This window comes from Okibacterium endophyticum (assembly GCF_054780075.1).
This window is the reverse complement of the sequence record NZ_BAAGXA010000005.1, coordinates 677,120-700,161: the sequence shown is the minus strand read 5'-3', so window position 1 is coordinate 700,161 and position 23,042 is coordinate 677,120. Positions and strand designations below refer to the sequence as shown.

Sequence of the window (23,042 nt, the reverse complement as noted above, 5' to 3'; positions counted from 1 at the left end):
CGGTTCACTGTCTCTAGTCGTCAAGGATAGCCTCTTCACGGGCCTTCTGCGGCGAAGCCTCGGCAGACGGGCTCGATCGCCGGAGCGAGGTAGTCGGCCAGCGGACGACGGGAGACGCCCGCATCCGCCCATGAGCCGCAGGCCGCTGCGCTGGCGCCGAGAAGCGCGAACGCGATCACTCGTGCCTCGAGCCGGTGCGACCATGCGCACGCGCCGAGATATGTCTCGATGACGGCAGCGGCGCGAATGATCCTCGCCAGACCGGATGCCTGCAGCTCGGACTCCGTTCGCATCAGCTCGGCCTGGGTGAGCGCCCACGGAACACGATCGGAGGGATGTCCCGACGCGACATCGAGTAGGGCCCTCGCGACAGTGGTGAGCGGATCATCGGACGGCGGAGTCTCGGACAATTCTGCTTCAAGACCCGAGATGCTCTCATCGAGGTCGACCCACAGCACGTCTGATTTGGCTGGGAAGTAATTGAAGAAGGTGTTCCGGCTGACACCGGCTCGCTGCGCGATCTGCTCGACAGTCGTTTTGTCGTAGCCCTGCTCGAGAAAGAGCTCGGCCGCGGCATCTTCAATGGTCTCTCGGCTCGACCGGCGCGGTCGCCCGACTCGTGCGTCTGCCATCGTCGTCCCCTCGTCGTCTGCTTCTGCTTCTGCTTCTGCTCGTCATCGTAACCGGCGAGTCGATCGGCGAACGGCACGAGACCAAGGCAGGGCCCGCGGGCTTGTCGGATGGCGGAGCAACGTCGACACGACCGAGCGTCGGAGCTGACGACACGAACACGAGCGGTGCCCTCACTGCAGCGGGACTGTTATAACGCGTAGGACAGCACCAGGATGATCATGGCCAAGGCAAGCATGCCGAGGCAGTTGATCCAGAACGCTTGCCCGAGGAATCGCGCTTTCAGATGTGCAGCGACCGCGCAGAGGAAGTAGGCGACCACACCGAGGTTCGCGGCGAATCCGATTCCGGAAACCCAGATGCCCGCGATCAGCCCGGCGGCTGCAAGTGTCTTGATGACGATGAGTGTCCACCACCAGTCGCGGGGGAACCTCACCCCGTTCAGGCAGTCGCGGATGAAGGCCGGAGGCCTGACCGACAGCGCGGCATCGGCGAGCAGTACGGCGGCGAGTAGGCTGGGCAGCCACCACAGACTCGGTAGCAAGATCATTGATTCTTCTCCTCTTTCGGACAGAGTGCGGCGAGTGTGTGGTGCAGGTCTTCTCTCAACACCACAGGATCGTCGCTCCCACCCGCAGCCCACATGAACAAGGTGCCCAGATAAGCCCGGTACACCGCTTGCGCGAGCGTGTCACTCCCGGGGCCGAACACCGCGCGGATCTCTCTCACGAGCATTGCGGCGAGTTCGGTGAACACGGTCGAGTCGTGGCGGCCGGCGACAAGGATCGACGCGTAGGCCCGTGCCAGCTCGCCACGACTTGTGAACAGGGCGATGAAGGGGTCCAGCAGCACCATGACCCGATCCGATGCGGACCCGTGAGTCTCGATACCTGACCGGCGCTGGTGGACGCTCTCGATGAGGCGGTCGAAGATGGCTACGAGCAGGGTGCTCTTGTCGCCGACCGCCATCACGGTCCCCACGCTCACTCCCGCCGCCGCGGCAACGTCACGGATTGTCGTGTTGGCGAAGCCCCGCTCGCGGAACAACGCCTCAGACGCAGCGAATACCCTCGACTGGGTTTCACGCCGTGCGGCGTCTCGAATCGCTGCCATCTCCACCGTCCTGAACATGTTCACTGAACACGTTCATCCTAGAGGAATCCCGCGACCTCTTCCACCTCCGAGCGCCACCCCTCCGTGCCATACCGTGGGGCCGTGTGATCGCGCCTGTCTCTACGTTTCTCGCACCGGAACGGAGCTGGGCGTTCAGAAGGGTGGTTCGGTGGGGAGTTCTCGGGGTGGTGGGAGGAGGGCGTCGAGCAGTTCCCGTGCGCGTGACGGCGGACGTGCGGGTGCGGGCGCGGGAGTGGGGAGCCTGTGTGCGGGGTAGGTGAAGTGGGTGTCACCGTGGGGCGAGGACCATTGCAGCACCCCGTCCGGATGCTGGGTCACGTTCCACCGGGTTCGGTGTTTCAGAGTGTGATGTGTACGGCAGAGATGCGCAAGATTCGTGAGCGCGGTCTGGCCCCCGTACTGCCAGTCAACAGTGTGGTCGATGTCACTGTTCCCTGCTTTGCGGTTGCAGCCCGGGAACCGGCAGGTTTGATCCCGGATCCGGAGGGCACGTTTCAGGTCCGCTGGCACGGTGTAGGAGTCACGGCCGACGGAGAGGACGGCGCCGGTCTCGGGGTGGGTGAGGATCCGGGTGAACGAGGGCGCGTTCCCGGCGAGCCGTTTCGCGGTCTCGGGGTCGATGGGCCCGTACCCGTCGAGGGTCGCGGGTTCAGCGTCGAGATCAAGAAGAGTGAGCGCGGGAACGGTGACCATGACCGTGGGCCGGATCGACAGACGCCGATCCCCGATCCCGAGCACCGCCCGGAACCGGGCCAATCCCTCACCAGCATCATCATCTACGGGTGCCGCTGCCAGCGCGGGTGCCCCCGACCCCATCGCGGGTGCCGGTCCGGCTATAGCCGTTTCGGCGGTGGCCGGTGCGCCCGATTCAGCTGTCGTCGGTTCGGCGGCCGCCGGTTCGGAGGTGTCAAGGGGCCCGTCGGCGCCGCCGAGGACATGCCCGGCCACGATCACATCAGCGAGCACGTCAGCAGCGATCTGCTGGATCGTGCGACCATCCACCCCACCCGCACCCTCGTGCAGACTCCGCGCCGCAGCCATCGTCGCCGCGTGAAGCGAGGTCACGATCTCCGCCGTGTGCTTCAACCCGAACCACGCCATCCCATCCGCCGCGGGACTGAACTCCACACCACGACCCCGTTCAGCCTTCACCCGACGCTCACGGATCGTCTCCGGATGCACCCTCTCACGCAACACCCGCGCCGCCACACCGAACCGCGCCGGCGTCATCACCCTCGCGACCGGCAACACCCGCTCCTCGAACCCCGGCACCGCGTCATCGGGCAACGACCACACCTGATCAACGATCACCCTCGCATGCCGATAACCGATCTCCCCCGCAGCCAACGCAGCCCGAGTCAACGGCAACGACTCCTGCAACACACGAGCCTCCTCCACCAGCACACGCACCGACGACTCCGAAACCCGCATCGCCGCGGCCAGCTCCGCGATGAACGACCGATACCCCAACTCATCCACCCGCGACCCCGACAGAACACCAGAATCCAACACCACCCCCGACACGGTCTCTTCAGCACACCGCCTGGCCCGATCAAGCACCACAACCCGCCGCGCCTCAGCCCTGGCCACCTCACGATCCGCCTCAACAACCTCCGCGATCAAAGCCGAAACCTCACCCGCACGACGCGCCGCAGCGGAGCACACCCCGTCATCCGGAGGAGTGCTCTGTTCATCAGCGGCCATACCCGATTCTACCACACATTCGAACATATGTTCTAGTCGTTTCGTGGGTGAAATGCAGGCGCCTGGGAAGCACGAGGGCGACGATCGCGTCGACCTCCATAAGGCGACGCCTGGCGCACGTGCGGAGCTTCTTGAAGAGCGGTTACGTCAGAGCAGGCTCTCCTCGACCTGACGAGCCCCGACAGGCTCCCTACCGGGCGAGCGCCGGCGGGCCGCTGGGCCGATAAGCTATTACTGCACTCAAACCAATAAGCCCAGCAACCACTAACCCCCAGCAGCCACTCACCCGATAACCCACCTGACACACAACAGAAGGATCTTCATGCCCGCGCTCCACTCGCATCGTCGCGCCTCCATCGCCACCCTGGCGATCACCGCGGCGAGCGCCCTGGTTCTCACCGCCTGCGCGCCAGGCACATCCGACGATGCCGCGGCGAACGACCCTGTCACAGGCGGCACACTGACGTATGCGTCCGGTGATGCCGAACCCACCTGCCTCGATCCGCACGTCGGGGGCAACTATCCGCAGGCTCTCATCGCGACGCAGTACCTGGAGTCCCTGGTCTCGCTCGACAACGACGGCAGGGTCATTCCCTGGCTCGCCACCGACTGGACGGAGAGCGACGACGGACTCAGCTGGGAGTTCGCGTTGCGCGACGACGTCACGTTCACAGACGGCACGCCGTTCACCGCCGAGGCCGTGGCCGCCAACATCGCACACGTGCAGAACCCCGAGACCGCGTCATCGACCGGGTACCTGGCTCTCGGCAAGGTCGCGGCGACAGAGGTCGTCGACGAGCACACCATCCGTCTCTCGCTGACCGAACCGGACAGCGCGCTCCTGGAAAGCCTGTCCCAGGTGTGGGTCGCCATGGAGTCGCCCGCCGCTCTCGCGCGCAGCAAAGACGAGAACTGCGCGTCACCGGTGGGCACCGGGCCGTTCATCGTGGAGGAATGGAACAGGCAGGACTCCATCACCCTCGTGCGCAACGAGGACTACAACTCACCGCCCGCGGACTCGGATCTCGACGGACCCGCCTACCTCGACGAGATCGTCTGGCGGTTCATTCCGGACTCCGCGAGCAGATACGCGGCGCTCCAGTCCGGCGAGGTGCAGGTCATCGACAACGCACAGCCTGACACCATCGCGGCCGCGGAGTCGGTGGACACCATCGAGCACCTGAACGCCCCGCGTCCCGGTGCGTCGAACCGGATCGAGCTGAACTCGGGCAAAGCGCCGTTCGACGATGAACGGGTGCGCGAGGCGTTCATTCGCGCCGTCGACGTGAACGACGGAATCGACAGCCTGTTCTTCGGCACCGCCGAGCGTTCCTACTCCGCGCTCTCGAGCCGGGAATCGGCAGCCCTCTCGCTTTCCGAGCTGTTCGAGACCGACCAGGACGAAGCGGCTGAGCTGCTCGACGATGCGGGCTGGGACGAGACGGATGCCGAGGGGTACCGGATCAAAGACGGCGAACGCCTCGTTCTCGATTTTCCCGTCAGCACCAATCAGTCGATCCCCGCTGAACAGTCGTTGTTCGAACAGATCCAGGCGGGCGCGAAGGACGCCGGCTTCGACGTTCGGCTTCATCCGCTCGACCTGTCGAGCTGGTACGCAGCCCTCGCCGAGAACGACTACAACCTGGTGAGCGCGCCATACACGAAGGTCGGCCCAGACGTGCTGCGCATCCTGTACCACTCGTCGAGCATCACCCCGGCGCCGAGCGGGTATTTCGCCAACCTCGCACAGGTGAGCCTGCCCGAGCTCGACAGCCTGCTGTCCGAGGCGAGCAGCACCTCGGACCCCCAGGCCAGGGAGACGCTGTATCACGACGCGCAGCGCATCATTCTCGAGGGGCACTACATCCTTCCCCTCTACGACCAGCAGAACCACTTTCTCTACACATCGTCCCTGCGCGGCCTCCGCGCCATGCCGACGGTCTCGACACCGACCTTCGCCGAGGCGTGGCTCTCGTCGTGACCCTGCCACCACCGTCGACCGAACGACAGCGCCCTCGGCGCGCGGGCGGTCGCCGGTGGTCGTGGCTCCTCGCCAGAATCGGCGGCCTCGCCTTCGTTCTGTGGGCCGCGGCGACAGTGACGTTCTTCAGCATCCGCCTGATCCCCGGAGACCCGGCAGAGGCCATCCTCGGCGGTCCCGGGTCGCAGGCGAGCGAAGAATCGCTCGCGCAGGTGCGGCGGGAGCACGGGCTGGACCGGCCACTCATCGTGCAGTACGGCGACTACCTGCTGCGTCTCGTTCGCGGAGACCTCGGGCAGTCGTACTCGCTCAACCGGCCGGTGGCGTCCGCGATCGGCGAGCAGCTCGGCGCCACGCTCATCCTCGCCCTCTGCGCCCTCGCCGTCGCATGGGTGATCGCACTCGTTATGGCTGTCTGGAGTGTGCAGGGCGGGCGAATGGCGTGGGCCGTCGGCTCCGGGCTCGAACTCGTGGCAGCGGCCGTCCCGCACTTCTGGTTGGGAACCGTGCTGGTGCTCGTGTTCAGCACAACACTCGGCTGGTTGCCGCCGATCAGCGTTCCCGGTGTGCTGGGCCTCATCCTTCCGACCCTCACGCTGGCGCTCCCCCTCGCGGGGTTTCTCGGGCAGGTCATGCGGGAGTCCCTGCTCGCCGCCATGGATTCACAGTTCGTGGTCACCGCACGCGCACGCGGAGAACGCGAATCCGGCATCTTCTGGCGCCACACCCTGCGACACGCGGCGATCCCGGCCGTCGGCCTGTCTGGATGGGCGTTCGGATCCCTGATCAGCGGCGCTGTGGTCGTCGAGACGGTGTTCGCCCGGCAGGGGCTCGGCCGAACCCTTCTCTCGGCCGTGCAGCTTCGGGATGTCACGCTCGTCACGGGAATCGTTCTCGTCGTCGCCCTGGGCTACACGATCGTCACGCTCGTCACCGACATCGCCGACCGCCTGATCGATCCCCGTCTCTCAGGAGCACGCACATGAGGCGTCAGAGGCCGGGCATCGCCGAGATCATCGCGCTCGCGATCGTCGGCATTCTGCTGGTCGCCGCGCTTATGCCCTCTGCGCTCGCCCCGGGCGACCCCCTTGCGGTGTCGCCGACGGATGCCTTTCGGCCACCGTCGTGGGGGCATCCGTTCGGCACGGATGAATCCGGGCGCGACATCTACACCCGTGTCGTGCACGGAACACGAGAGTCGCTGCTGATCGGCGCACTCGCCACGGCCATCGGAATCGGCCTGGCCGCCCTGCTCGGTTTCATCGCCGGCCTCGGGCCCCGCTGGCTCGACTTCGGCACAACGAGGCTGGTCGAAGTGCTCTTCGCGTTCCCCGGACTGCTGCTGGCCCTGCTGTTCATCGTCGTCAACGGTCCGGGCGTGCTCAGCTCGACAATCGCCGTCGGACTGGCCACAGCACCCGGTTATGCACGCATCATCAGATCGCAGGTTCGAACCACCGCGAGCTCTGAGTTCGTGCAGGCGGCACGCGTCTTCGGGCGCAGCCGGCCGGTGATCATCGCCCGCCACATTCTGCCGAACGTGTCTGCCGCGCTCTTCGTGCTCGCGACGCTCGGGCTCGGGCAGGCCATCATCTGGGTGTCATCGCTGAGCTATCTCGGGCTCGGCGCGGTTCCGCCCGCGGCGGAGTGGGGGGCGATGCTCGCCGCCGGGCGCACCTACATCGCGAACTTCTGGTGGATGACCTTCTTTCCCGGTCTCGCGATCGTCGCGAGCGCTGCGGCGGTCACCGTGATCGGCCGCGGGGCGCAGAAGCGCCGGAGGGATGCGCAATGACCACACCGCTCCTTGAGGTGCGTGACCTGACCGTGCGCTTCGGCGCCCGCACGGTTGTCGATGCCGTGTCGTTCTCGGTTCAGGCCGGTGAATGTGTGGCGATCGTCGGCGAGTCCGGCTCAGGCAAGAGCGTGACGGCGCGCAGCATCGTCGGTCTCGCCGGGCCCGGCGCATCCGTGAGCGCCGCGGCGCTCACGGTCTCGGGAACAGACGTGATCACGGCGAACGCCTCTGCGCTGAGGCGCCTTCGGGGCGGTGAGGTGGGCATGATCGCCCAGGACGCCCTGGTCTCGCTCGACCCCCTCCGCCCGGTCGGGCGTGAGATCTCTGACACCCTTGCGCTCCACACCCGGCTGAATGCCTCTGACCGCATGGCCCGTGTGCATAACCTGCTCGAGAACGTCGGACTCGAGCAACCGGCGCTGCGGGCACGGCAGCGCGCCGGAGAGCTCTCGGGCGGGCAACGTCAACGAGCCCTGATCGCGTCTGGCATCGCCGCGCAGCCCCGCCTGCTCGTCGCCGACGAGCCGACGACAGCCCTCGACCGGTCGGTCGAGGCAGGCATCCTGCGGCTGCTCGCCGACCTGCGCGACGAGGGCACCGGCATCCTGCTCGTCTCACACGACCTCTCTGTCGTCAGGAGCGTCGCAGATCGGGTCGTCGTCATGACCTCTGGACTGATCGTCGAAGAAGGACCGACCGCGCGCGTGCTCGAGAATCCGGAGCATCCGTACACCAGACGTCTTCTCGCCGCCGTGCCATCGGGCAAACCGCGCGGCACAGCCCTGTCTGCGGGGGCCGGCGGCTCACCCTCGGCCTCGCACAGAGCGGTGACGTCTGCTGCAGAAGACTCCGGCGATAACCCGGTGCCTGTTCCGCCGCCAGAGGTGCTTCTGCAGGCCGAGAAGCTCTCGCGGACGTTCTGGGTGCACGGCACCGCCGTCGTCGCGGCTCACAACGTCTCGCTCGCGCTGAGCGCCGGGCGCACCCTCGGCCTCGTCGGCGAATCGGGGTCGGGAAAAACGACGATCGCAAAGATGATTCTCGGTCTCGAGCAGCCGGACGGCGGGAGCATAGCCCTGCTCGGCGAGCCGTGGACCGGCATCCGCGAGCGGGAGCGCCGACGCCGGCGAGGGATGCTCGGTGCTGTGTTCCAAGATCCGGCAAGCTCGTTCGATCCACGCTGGAGCGTCGGAAGCATCATCGCCGACGCCGTCACCGGCGGCCGGTCGATTCGCCCACGCACCGTCGAGCGGGCCGTCCGAGACGCACTCGATGCCGTCGGCCTGCACTCCTCGCTGATGACGGCGAGGCCGCGCACCCTCTCGGGCGGCCAGCGCCAACGAGTGGCGATCGCCCGCGCACTGGCCGTCGAACCTCGTGTCCTGGTTCTCGACGAGCCTGTCTCTGCACTCGATCTCTCCATCCAGGCCCAGGTGCTCGACCTTCTCGACGAACTGCAGCGGGAGCGCGGTCTGGCCTACCTGCTGATCTCACACGATCTGGGCGTCATCGAGCACATGAGCGACGAGATCACCGTGATGCGGTTGGGCAGCATCGTCGAGCACGGAGCGACGGCGGACGTCTTGCGAGACCCTCAGCATCCGTATACACGGCATCTGCTCGACACCCGTGCATCTGTCCGGTGAGAACCGGCGTCAGGTGACGATGACGGCCGGTTCCCCGAGCACCGCGCCGAGCTGCTCGTCGACATAGGGCGCCAGCGTCTCTGCGTACACCCAGCTGATGTGATGGGTGTCGCGATAGGCCAGCACACCTCCGACGACCGGCGGGCACTTCTCGTCGACGCAGAAATAATCCGTGAAGTCCACGACGCTGACCCTGTCGTCATCGGTGGAGACCGCCGCATCGACGAGCGGGTCGTCGCCGACGGCATCCGTCTGGTCGACGGCGCATTCCTTCGCGGCCGCCGGTCCGTTCTCGGCGACACAGGGAAGCATGGTCTGCGGCATCAGCGGGGTGTCCCTGACCACAACGATGTTCTCGATGCTCTGCGGCAGGTCGCTCCAGCGATCCTCATAGCCCTTCTCAGCGGTCTTCTGCCAGTCCTCACCCCGCTCCGCTCGCACCGGATTGCTCGATCGGGTCGACGTCACGATCGTGTCTATCTCGCTGTGCGTCTCGAGAAACTCGAGCGCCCCGTCGTTCCAGCCGCGGCAGCTCTCGTTCATCTCGGCGAGCACTTCAGGCGACATGTCGTCTTCGTATCGCTCGGCCGTCGAAAACGGGCACGAGCTCTTGGCGATGACGTACATCCGCCAGTTGCGCTCCGAGACCACCTCGACGAGGGCCGGCAGCCATTGTTCCGCATGCGAATCACCGATGAGGGCGATCGTTCGTGAAGCCTTCTCGGGCTCTGCGCCGTAGTCGCACACCCTCACGTCGGCGCTGCGGATTCCGGTGATGCATCGATCCGGAGGATCGTCGGCAAGGGCAGGATCAGGCACAACCCTCTCGAGAGCGGTCTCGTAGGCGTCGCAGCCGGACAGCGGTTCGAGTGAGGCCGCCCCGAGGCAGTCCGGCTGCTCTGAGACGAGCTGCTCGATTCGTTTGTGTTCGGCGGCGATGCGTTCCTCGCCCATGGCGGTTCCAGAGGACGAGACCAGCACCACAACGGCCATCGACGCCGCCGTCGCCGCGAAAACAATGTGGGGCCGCCACCTGGACGCCCTGCCGAAACGTATCGGCTGCTCCACGAAACGCGTCGTCGCCCAGGCGAGGCCCAGGCTGAGCAGAACGACCGCGATGCGATCCGCGAACGTCAGACCGCGTGCGAGCAGATACGGCAGGAGCACGATCAGCGGCCAGTGCCAGAGATACACGGCGTACGAGACGTCTCCGAGCCACTGCATCGGACGCAGGCTCAGGAACATATCCGGCCCGACGCGAGAGCGCCCGTCGTCTGCGGCTATGACGAGCACGGTGCCGACGACAGGGATCAGGGCGGCCCAGCCCGGAAAAGGCGTGCTCCCCGACAGCGAGAAGCACCCCCAGGCGAGGATCCCGATCCCCGCCCATGCGACACCCGCTCGCGGTTTCTGCCCCATCGTCTCTGACATGCGGCGCCATCGCGACGAGGCGACGGCCAGTGCCAGCAGGCCGCCCGCAGCGAACTCCCACGCGCGCGTCGTTGTGACGAAGTAGGCCGGTGCCGGCTCCCGTGAGGTGTACGCGATCGACCAGACGAACGATCCGACCGCGACGGCACCGAGTGCTACGGCGATCGCCCGGTGTGATGAGACTCGCACACCGCGGGCGGTCAACCTGGCGGCGACGGCGATCGCTGCGACCACGAGCAGCGGCCAGACGAGATAGAACTGCTCCTCGACCGACAGTGACCAGTAGTGCTGCACGGGCGAGGCCACGTTCTCGGCCGCCATGTAGTCAACCGATTCGAACGACAGCGCCCAGTTCTCGACGTACAGCGATGAGGCCGTGATCTGCCGCATGAACGGCGCGACGAGACCGGCCGGAACGAATGTCAGGGTGGCGACGACGGTGACGGCGAGAACGGTGAGAGCCGCGGGCAGGAGACGACGAGCCCGACGAGCCCAGAAACGGGGCAGCGAAACCGTTCCTGATCTGTCGGTCTCTCTCACGAGGTGGGCGGTGATGAGAAAACCCGAGACGACGAAGAACACGTCGACCCCGATGTAGCCGCCGGGCAGGACGGCGGGCCAGAGGTGAAAGACGAGAACGAGCACAACGGCGATGGCGCGGAGGCCCTGGATGTCGGTTCGCGCGGCAGCCCTCTCGCCCCCATGACCCGGCTGCACGGCCCTGGGTGTCTCTGTGGCGCTCATCCCGCTCATCGTTTCATCCGATACGTGGACGGTAGCATGGAGACATCACAACACTCAGGCACGTTCACACGGTGCCGCCTATAGCGAAATCGGAGCCGCAGATGACCGCAAACGTGCCCGCGAAGCCCGCACTCGAGGGGCTCGAGTCCAAGTGGGGCCGGTCCTGGGAATCCGACGGGGTCTTCCGGTTCAACCGGGACGCGGCTCTCGAGGGGGGTCGTGAGTGCGTGTATTCGATCGACACTCCCCCGCCGACGGCATCCGGTTCGCTTCACATAGGCCACGTCTTCAGTTATACGCACACCGACGTGATTGCTCGATATCAGAGAATGCGCGGCAAGCAGGTGTTCTATCCGATGGGGTGGGACGACAACGGTCTTCCGACCGAGCGCCGCGTGCAGAACTACTACGGCGTGCGCTGTGACCCGACACTGCCGTATGACGCCGACTTCACTCCTCCGTTCGAGGGCGGCGACGGCAAGAGCAGCAAGGCTGCCGATCAGGTCCCCGTCTCACGCCGCAACTTCATCGAGCTCTGCGAGCGACTGACCGTCGAAGACGAGAAACAGTTCGAGTCGCTGTGGCGGATGCTCGGGCTCTCCGTCGACTGGACGCAGACCTATCGCACGATCGGCGACGATGCCATCCGCACCAGCCAACTGGCTTTCGTTCGGAACATCGAGCGCGGCGAGGCCTATCAGGCGATGGCTCCCACACTGTGGGATGTCACCTTCCGGACCGCGGTCGCTCAGGCGGAGCTCGAAGACAAAGAGCAGCCGGCGGCGTTCCACCGCATCGCCTTCCACACGCCAGACGGCGGAACGGTCGAGATCGAGACCACACGGCCCGAGCTGCTCCCCGCGTGCGTCGCCCTCGTCGCGCACCCGGACGATGAGCGTTTCAAGCCCCTCTTCGGAACCACCGTGACGACACCGGTGTTCGGCGTCGAGGTGCCCGTTCTTGCGCACCACCTCGCACAGCCGGACAAGGGCGCGGGGATCGCGATGATCTGCACCTTCGGTGACGTCACAGACGTCGTCTGGTGGCGCGAGCTGAACCTGCCCAACCGCACCATCATGGGCAGGGACGGCCGCATCATCGGCGAGGCGCCAGACGTGATCACCGGCGAGGCCGGAAAGGCCGCGTATGAACAGCTCGCCGGCAAAACGGTGTTCAGCGCGAAACAGGCGATGATCGACCTTCTGGCCGCATCCGGAGATCTGATCGGTGAGCCCAGGAAGATCACCCACGCCGTGAAGTACTTCGAGAAGGGCGACAAGCCGCTCGAGATCGTCTCGACGCGCCAGTGGTACGTCAGCAACGGCGCGCGCGACGAGGCGCTGCGTCAGCGTCTGCTGGAGCTCGGACGCGAACTCGAATGGCACCCGGATTTCATGCGCGTGCGATACGAGAACTGGGTGGGAGGGCTGAGCGGCGACTGGCTGATCTCACGCCAGCGTTTCTTCGGTGTGCCGATCCCGGTCTGGTACCCCCTCGACGCAGACGGCAACCCCGTCTATGACACACCGATCGTCGCCGCCCCCGAGAACCTTCCCGTCGACCCGTCGAGCGACGTGGCGCCCGGATTCACTGCTGAGCAGCGCGGAGCGGCCGGCGGCTTCATCGGTGAGCTCGACGTTATGGACACCTGGGCGACCTCGTCGCTCACCCCGCAGCTCGCGGGCGGCTGGGAGCGAGACGACGAGCTCTGGGACGTCGTGTTCCCGTTCTCGCTGAGGCCGCAGGGCCAGGACATCATCCGCACCTGGCTGTTCTCGACCATGCTGAGGTCCGTGCTCGAACACGGCGACAAGCCGTGGGCGCATGCCGGCCTGTCCGGCTGGATCCTCGACCCGGATCGCAAGAAGATGTCGAAGTCCAAGGGCAACGTCGTCACCCCGGCCGACATCCTCGAAAAGCACGGGTCGGATGCCGTGCGGTACTGGGCGGCATCCGCTCGCCTCGGCACAGACGCCGGTTTCGACCCCCAGAACCCGACGCAGATCAAGATCGGGCGGCGCCTGGCCATCAAGATTCTCAACGCGTCGAAGTTCATCCTCACCTTCGACGTCGCCCAGCCGTCGATGGTGACCGAAGCCATCGACCTCAGCATGCTCGCGACACTCCGTGCCGTCGTCGCAGACGCATCGGCCGCGCTCGAGTCATATGACCATGCTCGGGCTCTCGAGCTCACGGAGAGTTTCTTCTGGGCGTTCTGCGACGACTACCTCGAGCTGGTCAAAGAGCGGGCGTACGACCCTGACAACCCCGGTCAGGCATCGGCTGTCGAGGCTCTGCGCACAGCGCTCGGCGTGCTTCTGCGTCTCTTCGCCCCCTTCGTTCCGTTCGCGACCGAAGAGGCCTGGTCGTGGTGGAATGACGGCTCTGTTCATCTCACGCGGTGGCCTGACGACGACGAACTCGCTTTCACCGCGGACGGGGACCCTGCACTGCTCAGCCTGGCCAGTGAAGCCCTGACCAGCATCCGCCGGGCCAAGACCGATGCGAAGGCGTCGCAGAAGGCCCCTGTTTCGCAGGCCACGATCGCAGGCCCCGAGGCGCAGGTGGCTGTGCTGACGTTGGCAGAGGACGACATCAAAGCAGTCGGCAGGATCGACACGCTTGTGTTCGAAAGCGCACAGGAACTGGCTGTGAGGAATATCATTCTGGCACCGGCGGAACGCGAAGGAGCATAATGGCGGTCACGATCAGAACTGCGAACAGCAGCGACTTCTTCATCTGGCTCGACCTGTTCGTCGCATACGGCGACTTCTACAACTCACCGGTCACCGACCAGAAAGCCCTCGTGGTGTGGAACTGGATCGAAACCGGCGAGCACACGGTCAGGGCGGCGCTGGCAGAAGAAGACGGCAAACTCGTCGGCTTCGCGCACTATCGCACCTTCGCCCGACCGCTCGCCGCGGGCACCGGTCTCTATATCGATGACCTCTTCGTCGCAGAAGAAGCACGCGGCGGCGGCGTGGCGACAGCGCTCATCGAGCACGTGAAGAGCGTGGCACAGGCGGAGAAGGCGCAGATCGTCCGCTGGGTCACCGCACCGGACAACGAGGTCGCCCAGCTCGTCTATGACTCGATGGCGACACGCACCGAGTGGATCACCTACGACATGACAGTGGCAGACTAGCCATGCAGCTCGGAACCCGCTGGAGCGTCGGAGACGACACCCCGGGCTCTCTGCCCGACGTCGTCGTGGACGCCGTTCGCACCGTCGAAGACGAGCTGAAGGCAGACGACGTGGACACCGCGGGGTGGCGGTGGACGCTCACCTGGCTCGAGGGCCTGCCCGTCGTCGATCTCGACGACGGCACGCACATCACCTATCACCCGGAGTCGCACTCGGCGACGGTGAGATCCGGTGCAGGTTCCGAGAGCGACGAGGATCCGTTCTAGGGGATCCGTTCTAGGGGATCTGTTCTGGGGGATCTATTCTGGGTCGGTCGGTCGGTCGGGGTCAGGGTGAGGCGAGGATCTCGCCGTGCGGCATCGCGTACCAGCCGTCTTTTCGCGCGACCCACTCGCTCCACGCACGCGAGATGCCCTGCAGATCGTCGGCGGTGGCGACACCGGCCTCGATGGACTGGGGTGCGAAACTCGAGTGCAGGGCACGATCGGCCCACGCGCTCCCCCACCAGTCGCGGTCGGCATCCGTGGAGAAGCACCAGATCGACGCCGTGCTCTCCACGTGTGTGAAACCGGCCTCCATCGCCCAGGCCTTGAGCGATCGCCCGGCGTCCGGCTCGCCGCCGTTCGACCGCGCAACGCCCTGATACACCTGCATCCACTTCTCGAGTCCGGGCAGAAGCGGGTACCAGGATGCCGCCGCGTAGATGACGTCACGGGCCGCCACCACACCCCCCGGCTTCACCACACGCTTCATCTCACGCAAGACGGCTACCGGATCGGCCAGATGCTGCAGCACCTGGTGTGCGTGAACGACATCGAACGTGTCATCGTCGAAATCGAGGTGGTAGGCATCACCGGTCACGAACTCCACGTTCTCGACGTCAGAGGCACGAGCCAAAGCAGCGGCCTGCGCCGTCACATCGTCAGACGCGTCCATCCCGACCACACGTGCGGTGCCGACGCGGCGCGCGATGTCTATGGTGATGGTTCCCGGCCCCGAACCGACATCGAGAACCGAGAGACCGGGCACAAGACGTGGCGCCAGATAGGCGGCGGAGTTGTCGACGGTGCGCCAGCTGTGGGTTCTCATGACGCTCTCATGGTGCCCGTGTGTGTAGCGTTCGGTGATTGCCATGAGATCCAGCATATGCGCGGGAATGACGTGCTCTCGCTCTGTGACGACGCACTCGCCTGCCCGTAGTGTGGACGAATGGCAGATATGCGCACACCCTTCGATCAGCCGAGCGAGCTCCCCTATCAGCTGCCTCCTTTTGCCGAGATCAGGGATGAGCATTACGAGCCTGCCTTCGCCCGAGCGATCGCGGAGCAACTCGCAGAGGTCGCCGATATCACCTCGACGACGGAGCCGCCATCGTTCGAGAACACACTGATTCCGCTCGAGCGCTCCGGACAGATGCTGGGCAGGGTCGAAGCTGTCTTCTTCAACAAGAGCTCGGCCGACTCGAACGAGACGACAAACGACCTCGAAGAGAAGATCGCGCCGCAGCTGGCAGCGCACCGAGACGCGATCATGCTCGACAGCGTGCTCTACGCGCGGATCAGAACGCTGTGGGACGCACGAGACGAACTCTCGCTCGACACCGAATCACGGTACCTGCTCGAGCGCTACGTCACGGAGTTCGCCCGTGCCGGCGCCGGACTCGACGACGCGGGCAAACAGCTGTTGAAAGACATCAACGCCGAGCTTTCGACGCTCACCACGCGCTTCGAGAAAAATCTTCTGGCAGACACCAACGAACTCGCCGTCGTCATCGACGACATCGCCGATCTCGACGGGCTGGGCCCCGGTGAGATCTCGGCTGCCGCCCAAGCCGCCGCGGAGCGCGGGCTTGACGGCGCATACCTCATCTCCCTCGTGCTGCCGACAGGACACCCGTGGCTCCCCAGCATCACGAATCGTGACGTGCGGAGACGCATTATGCACGCGTCGCGTTCACGGGGAAACCACGGCGGCCAATTCGACAACCGCGACCTTGTGCTCCGCATCGTCCGGCTCAGAGCCGAGAGGGCACGTCTGCTGGGCTTCGCGTCGCATGCCGCCTACGTGACCGCAGGCCAAACGGCGAAGACACCCGAGAACGTCGCCGACATGCTGACACGCCTCGCGTCGCCAGCCGCGCGCAACGCCCGCGCAGAGAAGGCAGATCTTCGAAGGCAGGCAGAGACGGCAGGTGAAACAGGCCCCGTCGAAGCGTGGGACTGGGCGTTCTACACCGAAAAGGTGCGAGCAGAGAAGTACCACGTCGACGCCGCATCGATGCGAGAGTATTTTGAGGCCGAACGTGTGCTGCAGGGCGGTGTGTTCTTCGCCGCGGGCACACTCTACGGCATCACGTTCGACGAGAGGCCCGATCTCGTCTCCTACCACCCGGACGTGCGGATCTTCGAGGTGCGCAATGAGGACGGCTCACCTCTCGGGCTCTACCTCCTCGACCTCTACACACGAGATTCGAAGCGCGGCGGGGCCTGGATGAACCCGCTGATCTCGCAGAACTCACTCCTCGATCACCCCACGGTCGTGGTGAACAATCTCAACGTGCCGAAACCGGCGGCGGGCGAGCCCACACTGCTCAGCTATGACGAGGTGAACACGCTCTTCCACGAGTTCGGGCACGCGCTGCACGGGCTCTTCGCGCAGGTCACCTACCCGAAGTTCGCCGGAACCAACGTCTTCCGCGACTTCGTCGAGTTCCCCAGCCAGGTCAACGAGATGTGGATGCTGTGGCCCGAGGTGCTCGAGAACTACGCGATTCACCACAGGACCGGTGAGCCCATGCCGCCAGACCTCGTCGAACGACTCCAGGCATCCTCATCGTTCAACGAAGGCTTCGCGACGAGCGAGTACCTCGCTGCGGCACTGCTCGACCAGGCCTGGCACACGATCTCCTCAGACGACGACATCAACGACGTCGAAACGTTCGAGGCGCAGGCGATCGCGTCAGCAGGGCTGGACGACGAGGCCATTCCGCCGCGGTATGCGAGCACCTATTTCGCGCACACCTTCTCGGGCGGATACGACGCGGGGTATTACTCCTATATCTGGAGCGAAGTGCTCGACGCGGACACTGTGGAGTGGTTCCACGAGAACGGTGGCCTCACGCGCGCGAACGGAGACCGTTTTCGCTCACGGCTCCTCGGTCTCGGCGGCAGCAGAGATCCGCTCGAGGCCTACCGTGACTTTCGCGGACGCGACGCCGTCATCGAACCGCTTGTGAAACGTCGCGGGCTCACCGCATAACGCCGCGAACACGAAGGCGCTCAGGGCCGCCGTGGCGGTATGGCGGGCTCGTTTCGTTCGAGGTGTTCTGAAATAGCGAATGCCGCCACGTCTGCGGGGTCCGCGGCGACCGCCGCGGCATAGGAGCGAAGTCGTTCCGCGACATTCCCGGGCAGCTGTATCGACGTCGGCTGCTCTGAGGCGGCCTGCACCCCACGGCGGCCGGCTCGGGAGACAAGGGCGACAACGGGCACGGTGACCGTGCCGACCGCGTCGAGAATGGCCAGTGCGCCGAAGAACCGCCAATAGGTGTCTCCTCCCTCACCGGGCACCCGGCCGTCCGTCACGATCGGCAGAACGATCATCAGCGCCACAAGAGCGACGAGGGCGAGCGTCACGTACACGCTGACGGACAGCGCGGGCGTGCCCCGCTCGGTGACGACCAGAAGCAAGCTTGCCTGGGCGAACGCCACCGCGACGACGCCGAATGCCGCAAACGCGCGAAAAACCCCCGACAGGTCATTCTCCCAGCCGGCCCAGATGAGTGTCAGCCCGAGCACGAACGTGACCACGGTCAGGGCCGCACCCACGAACCCGACGATCCGGACCCGTCGCTCGACGATCGTCAGGTTGCAGAGCGCCAGCACACTGAACCCGGCGACGATCAGTGTTGTCAGCAGGATCTTGCCCTGGATCTCGCCGAACTCCCCCGAGAACAGGGCGACGATGCCCACGAGCGCGGTGAGAGCGAGCGAGACGACGATGACGATGACGGCTATGCGCCGCCAGGTGCTGATCTGGTTCATGCCCCGGCCCGGTTTGCGCTGATGCTACGCGGACTTCTCTTGGCGATGTGCGGGATGCGGCACGATCGTCGGCGCCGCGTTGTCGAGCACGGTTTCCTTTGTGACGACGACCCGCGCGACCTCTTCTGTCGACGGGACCTCGAACATGATGGGCCCGAGCACCTCTTCGAGGATCGCCCGAAGCCCGCGTGCGCCGGTTTTGCGCAAGACAGCCAGGTCGGCGATCGCCTCGAGGGCGTCTGCGTCGAACTCGAGTTCAACCCCGTCGATCTCGAACATACGCTGATACTGACGCACCAGGGCGTTCTTCGGCACCGTCAAGATCTCCATAAGCGCGGACTGGTCGAGAGGCGTGACGGTGGTGACGACGGGGAGACGCCCGATGAACTCGGGGATGAGACCGAATTTGTGCAGGTCTTCTGGAAGGACTTCGCTGAAGAGCTCCAAGTCGTCGCCCTTCGAATGAAGAGGGGCGCCGAAACCGATTCCCTTTTTGCCCGCTCGAGACGAGATGATCTCTTCGAGACCCGCAAACGCACCGGCGACGATGAACAACACGTTTGTGGTGTCGATCTGGATGAACTCCTGGTGCGGGTGCTTGCGGCCGCCCTGGGGTGGCACCGAGGCGACGGTTCCCTCGAGGATCTTGAGCAGCGCCTGCTGCACGCCTTCTCCGGAGACGTCGCGGGTGATCGACGGGTTCTCGGCCTTGCGCGCGATCTTGTCGACCTCGTCGATGTAGATGATGCCGGTCTCAGCCCGCTTGACGTCGTAGTCGGCCGCCTGAATGAGCTTGAGCAGGATGTTCTCGACGTCTTCGCCGACGTAGCCCGCCTCGGTGAGCGCTGTCGCATCGGCGACGGCGAACGGCACGTTGAGGCGCTTCGCGAGGGTCTGCGCGAGATAGGTCTTTCCGCAGCCGGTCGGACCGATCAGCAGGATATTGCTCTTGGCGATCTCGACGTCGTCTGCGATCGTGTCTGCACTCGCCAGGGTGTTGCGCGCACGCACGCGCTTGTAGTGGTTGTACACGGCCACCGCGAGCGCCCGCTTCGCCTTCTCCTGGCCGATGACGTACTCCTCGAGAAACCCGAAGATCTCTTTGGGCTTCGGAAGCTCGAAATCAGCCGATGCCTCTTCGCCGGCCTCAGCGAGACGTTCCTCGATGATCTCGTTGCACAACTCGACGCATTCGTCGCAGATGTACACACCTGGTCCTGCAATAAGCTGCTGTACCTGCTTCTGGCTTTTGCCGCAGAACGAACACTTGAGCAGGTCGGCGCTTTCCCCGATCCGAGCCATCAGTCCGTCTCCTCACGTGTCTTTGGGCGAATGCCTACTGCGAGCCTAACCCGAACCACCGACCAGACCACGCAAGAGGCGCTCAGGGTGTCACCGAGTTGTTACACACAACCGATGCGATCCCTGAGCGCCCCATGGTTGCACGAATCAGCTCGTGAGCGCGAGAGCGTTCTTGCGACTGGTCAGCACCTGATCGATGAGACCGTATTCCTTCGCCTCGTCGGCAGAGAGGATCTTGTCGCGGTCGATGTCTTTGTTCACCTGCTCCGGGCTGCGGTTCGAGTGACGCGACAGCGTCGCTTCGAGCCACGTGCGCATCCGCATGATCTCTGCCGCCTGGATCTCGATGTCAGACGCCTGTCCGTGGCCGGCCTCGCCGACGGCGGGCTGATGGATCAGGATGCGGGCGTTCGGCAGCGCGAGGCGGCGGCCGGGCGTTCCCGCGGCGGTGAGCACCGCTGCGGCCGATGCGGCCTGACCGAGCACCACCGTCTGGATGTCGGGCCGGACGTACTGCATCGTGTCATAGATCGCTGTCATCGCGGTGAACGAGCCACCTGGCGAGTTGATGTACATCACGATCTCGCGGTCGGGGTCCATGCTCTCGAGCACGAGCAGCTGGGCCATGATGTCGTCTGCCGACGCGTCGTCGACCTGCACACCGAGAAAGATGATGCGGTCTTCGAAGAGCTTTGCGTACGGGTCCTGCCGCTTGTAGCCGTACGCAGTCCGCTCTTCAAAGCTCGGCAGGATGTATCTGGCGCCGGGCGCCTGAATGGCACGGCCGGCGGCGGCGAAGGTGGGGGTCTCCATGGTCTTTCGTCCTGTTCTCTGGCTGCCGGTTACTGTTCTGTTCCGCCGCCGCCGGCGACGTCTGACGCCGATTCGCGGATGTGGTCGACGAAACCGTACTCCAGCGCCTCTTGTGCGTTGAACCAGCGGTCGCGGTCGCCGTCTCGGTTGACCTGCTCGACGGTCTTGCCCGTCTGAGCGGCGGTGATCTCGGCCAGGCGCTTCTTCATGTCGAGAATCAACTGCGCCTGGGTCTGGATGTCGCTCGCCGTGCCACCGAATCCGCCGTGCGGCTGGTGCAGCAGAACGCGCGCGTTGGGGGTGATGTAGCGCTTGCCCTTGGTGCCTGCTGTGAGCAGCAGCTGACCCATCGATGCAGCCATGCCGATGCCCACGGTGACGATGTCGTTCGGCACGAACTGCATGGTGTCATAGATCGCCATGCCGGCTGTGATCGAACCGCCGGGCGAGTTCACGTACAGAAAGATGTCACGTTTGGAATCTTCTGCAGCGAGCAGCAACAGCTTGGCTGCGATCTCATTTGCGTTCTCGTCGCGCACTTCTGAGCCGAGCCAGATGATGCGGTCTTTCAGAAGTCGGTCAAAAACACTGGGTCCCAGTGTCGGTTCGGCCATGTCGAGCTCCGTTCTGCGTAATCGCTTGATATCGAATCTAGTGGAGCCTGAGTCGTCACGAGTCGCTGTTCGCCGTGGGCAGATTCACTCGGCCTGCGCAGCGCGGTCAGCGTATGGCGAGACGAAAACGAGCGGATGCCGGGGAGTTCTCCCCGGCATCCGCTCGTCGTCATGTGCGGTGGAAACCTGCTATTTGTCGTCTGCCGCGTTCTCGTCCGTCGCCTCTGCACCGGACTCTTCGGCTTCTTCAGCCTCTTCGTCGGCCGACGGGATGAAATCGGTCAGGTCGACAGGTGCTCCGGCCGTGTCGACGACCTTGGTCTTGCCGAGCACGATGGCGAGTGCCTTGTTGCGGGCGACCTCGCCGACCATCGACGGGATCTGTCCGTTCTGGTCGAGAACCTTGATGAACTCGCCCGGCTCCATGCCGTACTGCGACGCACCCTGAATGAGGTACTGGGTCAGTTCGTCCTGGCTGACCTTGACCTCTTCGGCCTCGGCAACGGCGTCTAGCAGCAGCTGCTGGCGGAACGTCTTCTCGCTCGACTCCGTGACCTCGGCGCGATGCTCAGCATCGTCGAGCCTGCTCTCGCCCTCGAGGTGGCGCTCGACCTCGTCTTCGACGAGCTTGGCCGGCACCGGGATGTCGACGAGTTCAACGAGCTTGTCGACAAGCTTGGTGCGCGCCTCGTTGCCCTGTGCGAAGACCTTCTGGCGGCTGACCTGATCCTTGAGGCTCTCGGTCAGCTCGTCGATGGTGTCGAACTCACTGGCGATCTGAGCGAAGTCGTCATCGGCGGTCGGCAGCTCGCGCTCCTTGACCGCACCCACGGTGACGGTGATCTCGGCGGTCTCGCCCTCGTGCTCTCCGCCGAGGAGCGGCGCCGTGAACGTTGTCGTCTCGCCGGCCGTCAGCGATTCGAGTGCCTCGTCGATGCCCTCGATGAGGTCGCCCGAGCCGACTTCATATGAGATGCCCGTGGCGTTGTCGACCTCTTCGCCGTCGATCGTCGCGATGAGGTCGATCTGCACGAAGTCGCCCGTCTTCGCCGGCCGATCGACGGTGACGAGCGTGCCGAAGCGGGTGCGAAGGCGGTCGAGCTCTTCTGTCACGTCGGCGTCCGTGACCTCTGCGGCCTCGACCTCGATCGTGATGTCGTCGTAGTTCGGAAGCGTGACCTCTGGGCGAACGTCGACCTCGATGTTCACGAGCAGGTCGCCAGAGAAGTCCTTCTCGTTCGGCCACTCGGCGATGTCCGCCTCAGGCCGGCCGAGTGTGCGGATGCCGTGTTCCTCGACAGCTGCACGGTAGAACCCGTCGAGGCCCTCGTTCACCGCGTGCTCGATGACAGCACCACGGCCGACGCGCTGGTCGATGATGGGCGGCGGCACCTTGCCCTTGCGGAACCCGGGAACGTTCACCTGCTCGGCGATGTGCTCGTAAGCGTGCGCGATGCTCGGCTTCAGGTCTTCTGGCGTCACCGAGATGGCGAGCTTGACTCGAGTCGGGCTGAGCGTTTCGACCGTGGACTTCACGATGAGATGTTCTCCTGAGGTTGATGGAAGTTCTTCCTCGATCTGAGGATTCGACTGGTCGGGGCGACAGGATTCGAACCTGCGACCTCCCGCTCCCAAAGCGGGCGCTCTAGCCAAGCTGAGCTACGCCCCGGCACCCAAGCCGGTGGACAATTTCGCACAGCATGACCAGCGAATTGACCTCGGACAGTCTACATGGACGTTTGCCGTGTTCTTCGCACGCGGGCTGTCACGATCGGCTCCAAGCTGTACTACGATAATCTGGTGCCGTTCGCCAGGTGATGGCGAAACGGGGATGTAGCTCAATGGTAGAGCCTCAGTCTTCCAAACTGATGGTGCGGGTTCGATTCCCGTCATCCCCTCTTCTGTTAAAACAGATCAGTCCGACCGAAGTCTGGTCAAAACGGGTAGTACGGGACATCCGGGCTGATGGTGATCCACTGCGTCTCGGTGAACGCCTCGAGGTTGGCAGTGGCGCCGCCGAAACGGGACCCGGTGCCGGATGCACCCGTCCGCCGAAC

General features: G+C 65.1%; 19 protein-coding genes and 2 tRNA genes. 9 read left to right on the top strand and 12 right to left on the bottom strand.

All coding sequences use genetic code 11. The features are described from left to right. Positions 1–35: 35 nt before the first annotated feature. The 4 genes from ACYVF5_RS07580 to ACYVF5_RS07565 form a co-directional block, all read right to left on the bottom strand. Positions 36–632: a TetR family transcriptional regulator gene (locus tag ACYVF5_RS07580; RefSeq protein ID WP_460944915.1), complete on the bottom strand. Its 597-nt coding sequence runs from the start codon at positions 630–632 to the stop codon at positions 36–38. Between the two features lie 188 nt (positions 633–820). Continuing rightward, entirely contained in the window at positions 821–1,180 is a 360-nt protein-coding gene (locus ACYVF5_RS07575; protein WP_460944913.1) for a DoxX family protein, read from the bottom strand. Then, on the bottom strand, positions 1,177–1,743 hold the full coding sequence (locus ACYVF5_RS07570; RefSeq protein ID WP_460944911.1) for a TetR/AcrR family transcriptional regulator: 567 nt from the start codon (positions 1,741–1,743) through the stop codon (positions 1,177–1,179). The genes ACYVF5_RS07575 and ACYVF5_RS07570 overlap by 4 nt, the downstream gene beginning before the upstream one ends. Positions 1,744–1,896: 153 nt before the next feature. Continuing rightward, positions 1,897–3,468 (bottom strand): HNH endonuclease signature motif containing protein, encoded by a 1,572-nt coding sequence (locus ACYVF5_RS07565; RefSeq protein ID WP_460944909.1) that lies wholly within the window; start codon positions 3,466–3,468, stop codon positions 1,897–1,899. Between the two features lie 322 nt (positions 3,469–3,790). Here ACYVF5_RS07565 and ACYVF5_RS07560 point away from each other — a divergent pair, with 322 nt between their 5' ends. From ACYVF5_RS07560 to ACYVF5_RS07545, 4 genes are read left to right on the top strand one after another with little or no spacing between them, the layout of a single operon-like run. Then, the gene (locus ACYVF5_RS07560; protein WP_460944907.1) at positions 3,791–5,449 is read left to right on the top strand and encodes an ABC transporter substrate-binding protein; all 1,659 of its coding nucleotides are present in this window, start codon (positions 3,791–3,793) and stop codon (positions 5,447–5,449) included. Next, positions 5,446–6,435 (top strand): ABC transporter permease, encoded by a 990-nt coding sequence (locus ACYVF5_RS07555; RefSeq protein ID WP_460944905.1) that lies wholly within the window; start codon positions 5,446–5,448, stop codon positions 6,433–6,435. The genes ACYVF5_RS07560 and ACYVF5_RS07555 overlap by 4 nt, the downstream gene beginning before the upstream one ends. After that, positions 6,432–7,244 (top strand): ABC transporter permease, encoded by an 813-nt coding sequence (locus ACYVF5_RS07550; protein WP_460944903.1) that lies wholly within the window; start codon positions 6,432–6,434, stop codon positions 7,242–7,244. The genes ACYVF5_RS07555 and ACYVF5_RS07550 overlap by 4 nt, the downstream gene beginning before the upstream one ends. Further along, on the top strand, positions 7,241–8,893 hold the full coding sequence (locus tag ACYVF5_RS07545; protein ID WP_460944902.1) for a dipeptide ABC transporter ATP-binding protein: 1,653 nt from the start codon (positions 7,241–7,243) through the stop codon (positions 8,891–8,893). Before ACYVF5_RS07550 ends, ACYVF5_RS07545 begins: the two co-directional genes overlap by 4 nt. A gap of 9 nt (positions 8,894–8,902) precedes the next feature. Here the strand turns inward: ACYVF5_RS07545 and ACYVF5_RS07540 are convergent, their stop codons facing one another. Then, positions 8,903–11,068: an acyltransferase family protein gene (locus tag ACYVF5_RS07540; RefSeq protein WP_460944899.1), complete on the bottom strand. Its 2,166-nt coding sequence runs from the start codon at positions 11,066–11,068 to the stop codon at positions 8,903–8,905. A 101-nt stretch (positions 11,069–11,169) separates the two neighbouring features. Between ACYVF5_RS07540 and valS the strand changes: the two genes are divergently transcribed. Genes valS through ACYVF5_RS07525 form a run of 3 tightly spaced genes read left to right on the top strand, consistent with a single transcriptional unit; the run spans position 11,170 to position 14,479 of the window. Further along, positions 11,170–13,764, top strand: a complete 2,595-nt coding sequence (gene valS, locus ACYVF5_RS07535) for a valine--tRNA ligase (protein WP_460944897.1) — start codon at positions 11,170–11,172, stop codon at positions 13,762–13,764. Beyond that, entirely contained in the window at positions 13,764–14,213 is a 450-nt protein-coding gene (locus ACYVF5_RS07530; protein WP_460944895.1) for a GNAT family N-acetyltransferase, read from the top strand. Before valS ends, ACYVF5_RS07530 begins: the two co-directional genes overlap by 1 nt. 2 nt (positions 14,214–14,215) lie before the next feature. Beyond that, entirely contained in the window at positions 14,216–14,479 is a 264-nt protein-coding gene (locus tag ACYVF5_RS07525; RefSeq protein ID WP_460944893.1) for a hypothetical protein, read from the top strand. A gap of 61 nt (positions 14,480–14,540) precedes the next feature. Here the strand turns inward: ACYVF5_RS07525 and ACYVF5_RS07520 are convergent, their stop codons facing one another. After that, positions 14,541–15,347: a methyltransferase domain-containing protein gene (locus ACYVF5_RS07520; RefSeq protein ID WP_460944891.1), complete on the bottom strand. Its 807-nt coding sequence runs from the start codon at positions 15,345–15,347 to the stop codon at positions 14,541–14,543. Positions 15,348–15,422: 75 nt separating this feature from the next. Between ACYVF5_RS07520 and ACYVF5_RS07515 the strand changes: the two genes are divergently transcribed. After that, positions 15,423–17,471 (top strand): M3 family metallopeptidase, encoded by a 2,049-nt coding sequence (locus ACYVF5_RS07515; protein ID WP_460944889.1) that lies wholly within the window; start codon positions 15,423–15,425, stop codon positions 17,469–17,471. Between the two features lie 20 nt (positions 17,472–17,491). Here ACYVF5_RS07515 and ACYVF5_RS07510 read toward each other — a convergent pair whose 3' ends face one another. The 6 genes from ACYVF5_RS07510 to ACYVF5_RS07485 all read right to left on the bottom strand — a co-directional run bounded on the left by ACYVF5_RS07510 (position 17,492) and on the right by ACYVF5_RS07485 (position 22,654). Beyond that, on the bottom strand, positions 17,492–18,256 hold the full coding sequence (locus tag ACYVF5_RS07510; protein ID WP_460944887.1) for a hypothetical protein: 765 nt from the start codon (positions 18,254–18,256) through the stop codon (positions 17,492–17,494). 24 nt (positions 18,257–18,280) lie between these two features. Next, complete coding sequence (clpX, locus tag ACYVF5_RS07505) at positions 18,281–19,558, bottom strand: ATP-dependent Clp protease ATP-binding subunit ClpX (protein ID WP_460944885.1); 1,278 nt, start codon at positions 19,556–19,558, stop codon at positions 18,281–18,283. 147 nt (positions 19,559–19,705) lie between these two features. Then, positions 19,706–20,371: an ATP-dependent Clp protease proteolytic subunit gene (locus ACYVF5_RS07500; protein ID WP_460944883.1), complete on the bottom strand. Its 666-nt coding sequence runs from the start codon at positions 20,369–20,371 to the stop codon at positions 19,706–19,708. A gap of 29 nt (positions 20,372–20,400) precedes the next feature. Next, positions 20,401–20,985 carry an ATP-dependent Clp protease proteolytic subunit gene (locus ACYVF5_RS07495; protein ID WP_460944881.1) on the bottom strand — a complete coding sequence of 195 codons (585 nt, stop codon included), beginning with the start codon at positions 20,983–20,985 and terminating at the stop codon, positions 20,401–20,403. A 189-nt stretch (positions 20,986–21,174) separates the two neighbouring features. Beyond that, positions 21,175–22,521: a trigger factor gene (gene tig / locus ACYVF5_RS07490; RefSeq protein WP_460944879.1), complete on the bottom strand. Its 1,347-nt coding sequence runs from the start codon at positions 22,519–22,521 to the stop codon at positions 21,175–21,177. Between the two features lie 55 nt (positions 22,522–22,576). Then, a tRNA-Pro gene (locus ACYVF5_RS07485) sits at positions 22,577–22,654 on the bottom strand. A gap of 158 nt (positions 22,655–22,812) precedes the next feature. On the opposite strand from ACYVF5_RS07485, the gene ACYVF5_RS07480 reads away from it, so the two are divergent. Further along, positions 22,813–22,883, top strand: a tRNA-Gly gene (locus tag ACYVF5_RS07480). Positions 22,884–23,042: the final 159 nt, after the last annotated feature.

Coding starts and splice junctions, on each gene's coding strand:
- ACYVF5_RS07580 (WP_460944915.1), bottom strand. CDS start 632: ATGGCAGACGCACGAGTCGGGCGACCGCGCCGGTCGAGCCGAGAGACC.
- ACYVF5_RS07575 (WP_460944913.1), bottom strand. CDS start 1,180: ATGATCTTGCTACCGAGTCTGTGGTGGCTGCCCAGCCTACTCGCCGCC.
- ACYVF5_RS07570 (WP_460944911.1), bottom strand. CDS start 1,743: ATGGCAGCGATTCGAGACGCCGCACGGCGTGAAACCCAGTCGAGGGTA.
- ACYVF5_RS07565 (WP_460944909.1), bottom strand. CDS start 3,468: ATGGCCGCTGATGAACAGAGCACTCCTCCGGATGACGGGGTGTGCTCC.
- ACYVF5_RS07560 (WP_460944907.1), top strand. CDS start 3,791: ATGCCCGCGCTCCACTCGCATCGTCGCGCCTCCATCGCCACCCTGGCG.
- ACYVF5_RS07550 (WP_460944903.1), top strand. CDS start 6,432: ATGAGGCGTCAGAGGCCGGGCATCGCCGAGATCATCGCGCTCGCGATC.
- ACYVF5_RS07545 (WP_460944902.1), top strand. CDS start 7,241: ATGACCACACCGCTCCTTGAGGTGCGTGACCTGACCGTGCGCTTCGGC.
- ACYVF5_RS07540 (WP_460944899.1), bottom strand. CDS start 11,068: ATGAGCGCCACAGAGACACCCAGGGCCGTGCAGCCGGGTCATGGGGGC.
- valS (WP_460944897.1), top strand. CDS start 11,170: ATGACCGCAAACGTGCCCGCGAAGCCCGCACTCGAGGGGCTCGAGTCC.
- ACYVF5_RS07530 (WP_460944895.1), top strand. CDS start 13,764: ATGGCGGTCACGATCAGAACTGCGAACAGCAGCGACTTCTTCATCTGG.
- ACYVF5_RS07525 (WP_460944893.1), top strand. CDS start 14,216: ATGCAGCTCGGAACCCGCTGGAGCGTCGGAGACGACACCCCGGGCTCT.
- ACYVF5_RS07520 (WP_460944891.1), bottom strand. CDS start 15,347: ATGGCAATCACCGAACGCTACACACACGGGCACCATGAGAGCGTCATG.
- ACYVF5_RS07515 (WP_460944889.1), top strand. CDS start 15,423: ATGGCAGATATGCGCACACCCTTCGATCAGCCGAGCGAGCTCCCCTAT.
- ACYVF5_RS07510 (WP_460944887.1), bottom strand. CDS start 18,256: ATGAACCAGATCAGCACCTGGCGGCGCATAGCCGTCATCGTCATCGTC.
- clpX (WP_460944885.1), bottom strand. CDS start 19,558: ATGGCTCGGATCGGGGAAAGCGCCGACCTGCTCAAGTGTTCGTTCTGC.
- ACYVF5_RS07500 (WP_460944883.1), bottom strand. CDS start 20,371: ATGGAGACCCCCACCTTCGCCGCCGCCGGCCGTGCCATTCAGGCGCCC.
- ACYVF5_RS07495 (WP_460944881.1), bottom strand. CDS start 20,985: ATGGCCGAACCGACACTGGGACCCAGTGTTTTTGACCGACTTCTGAAA.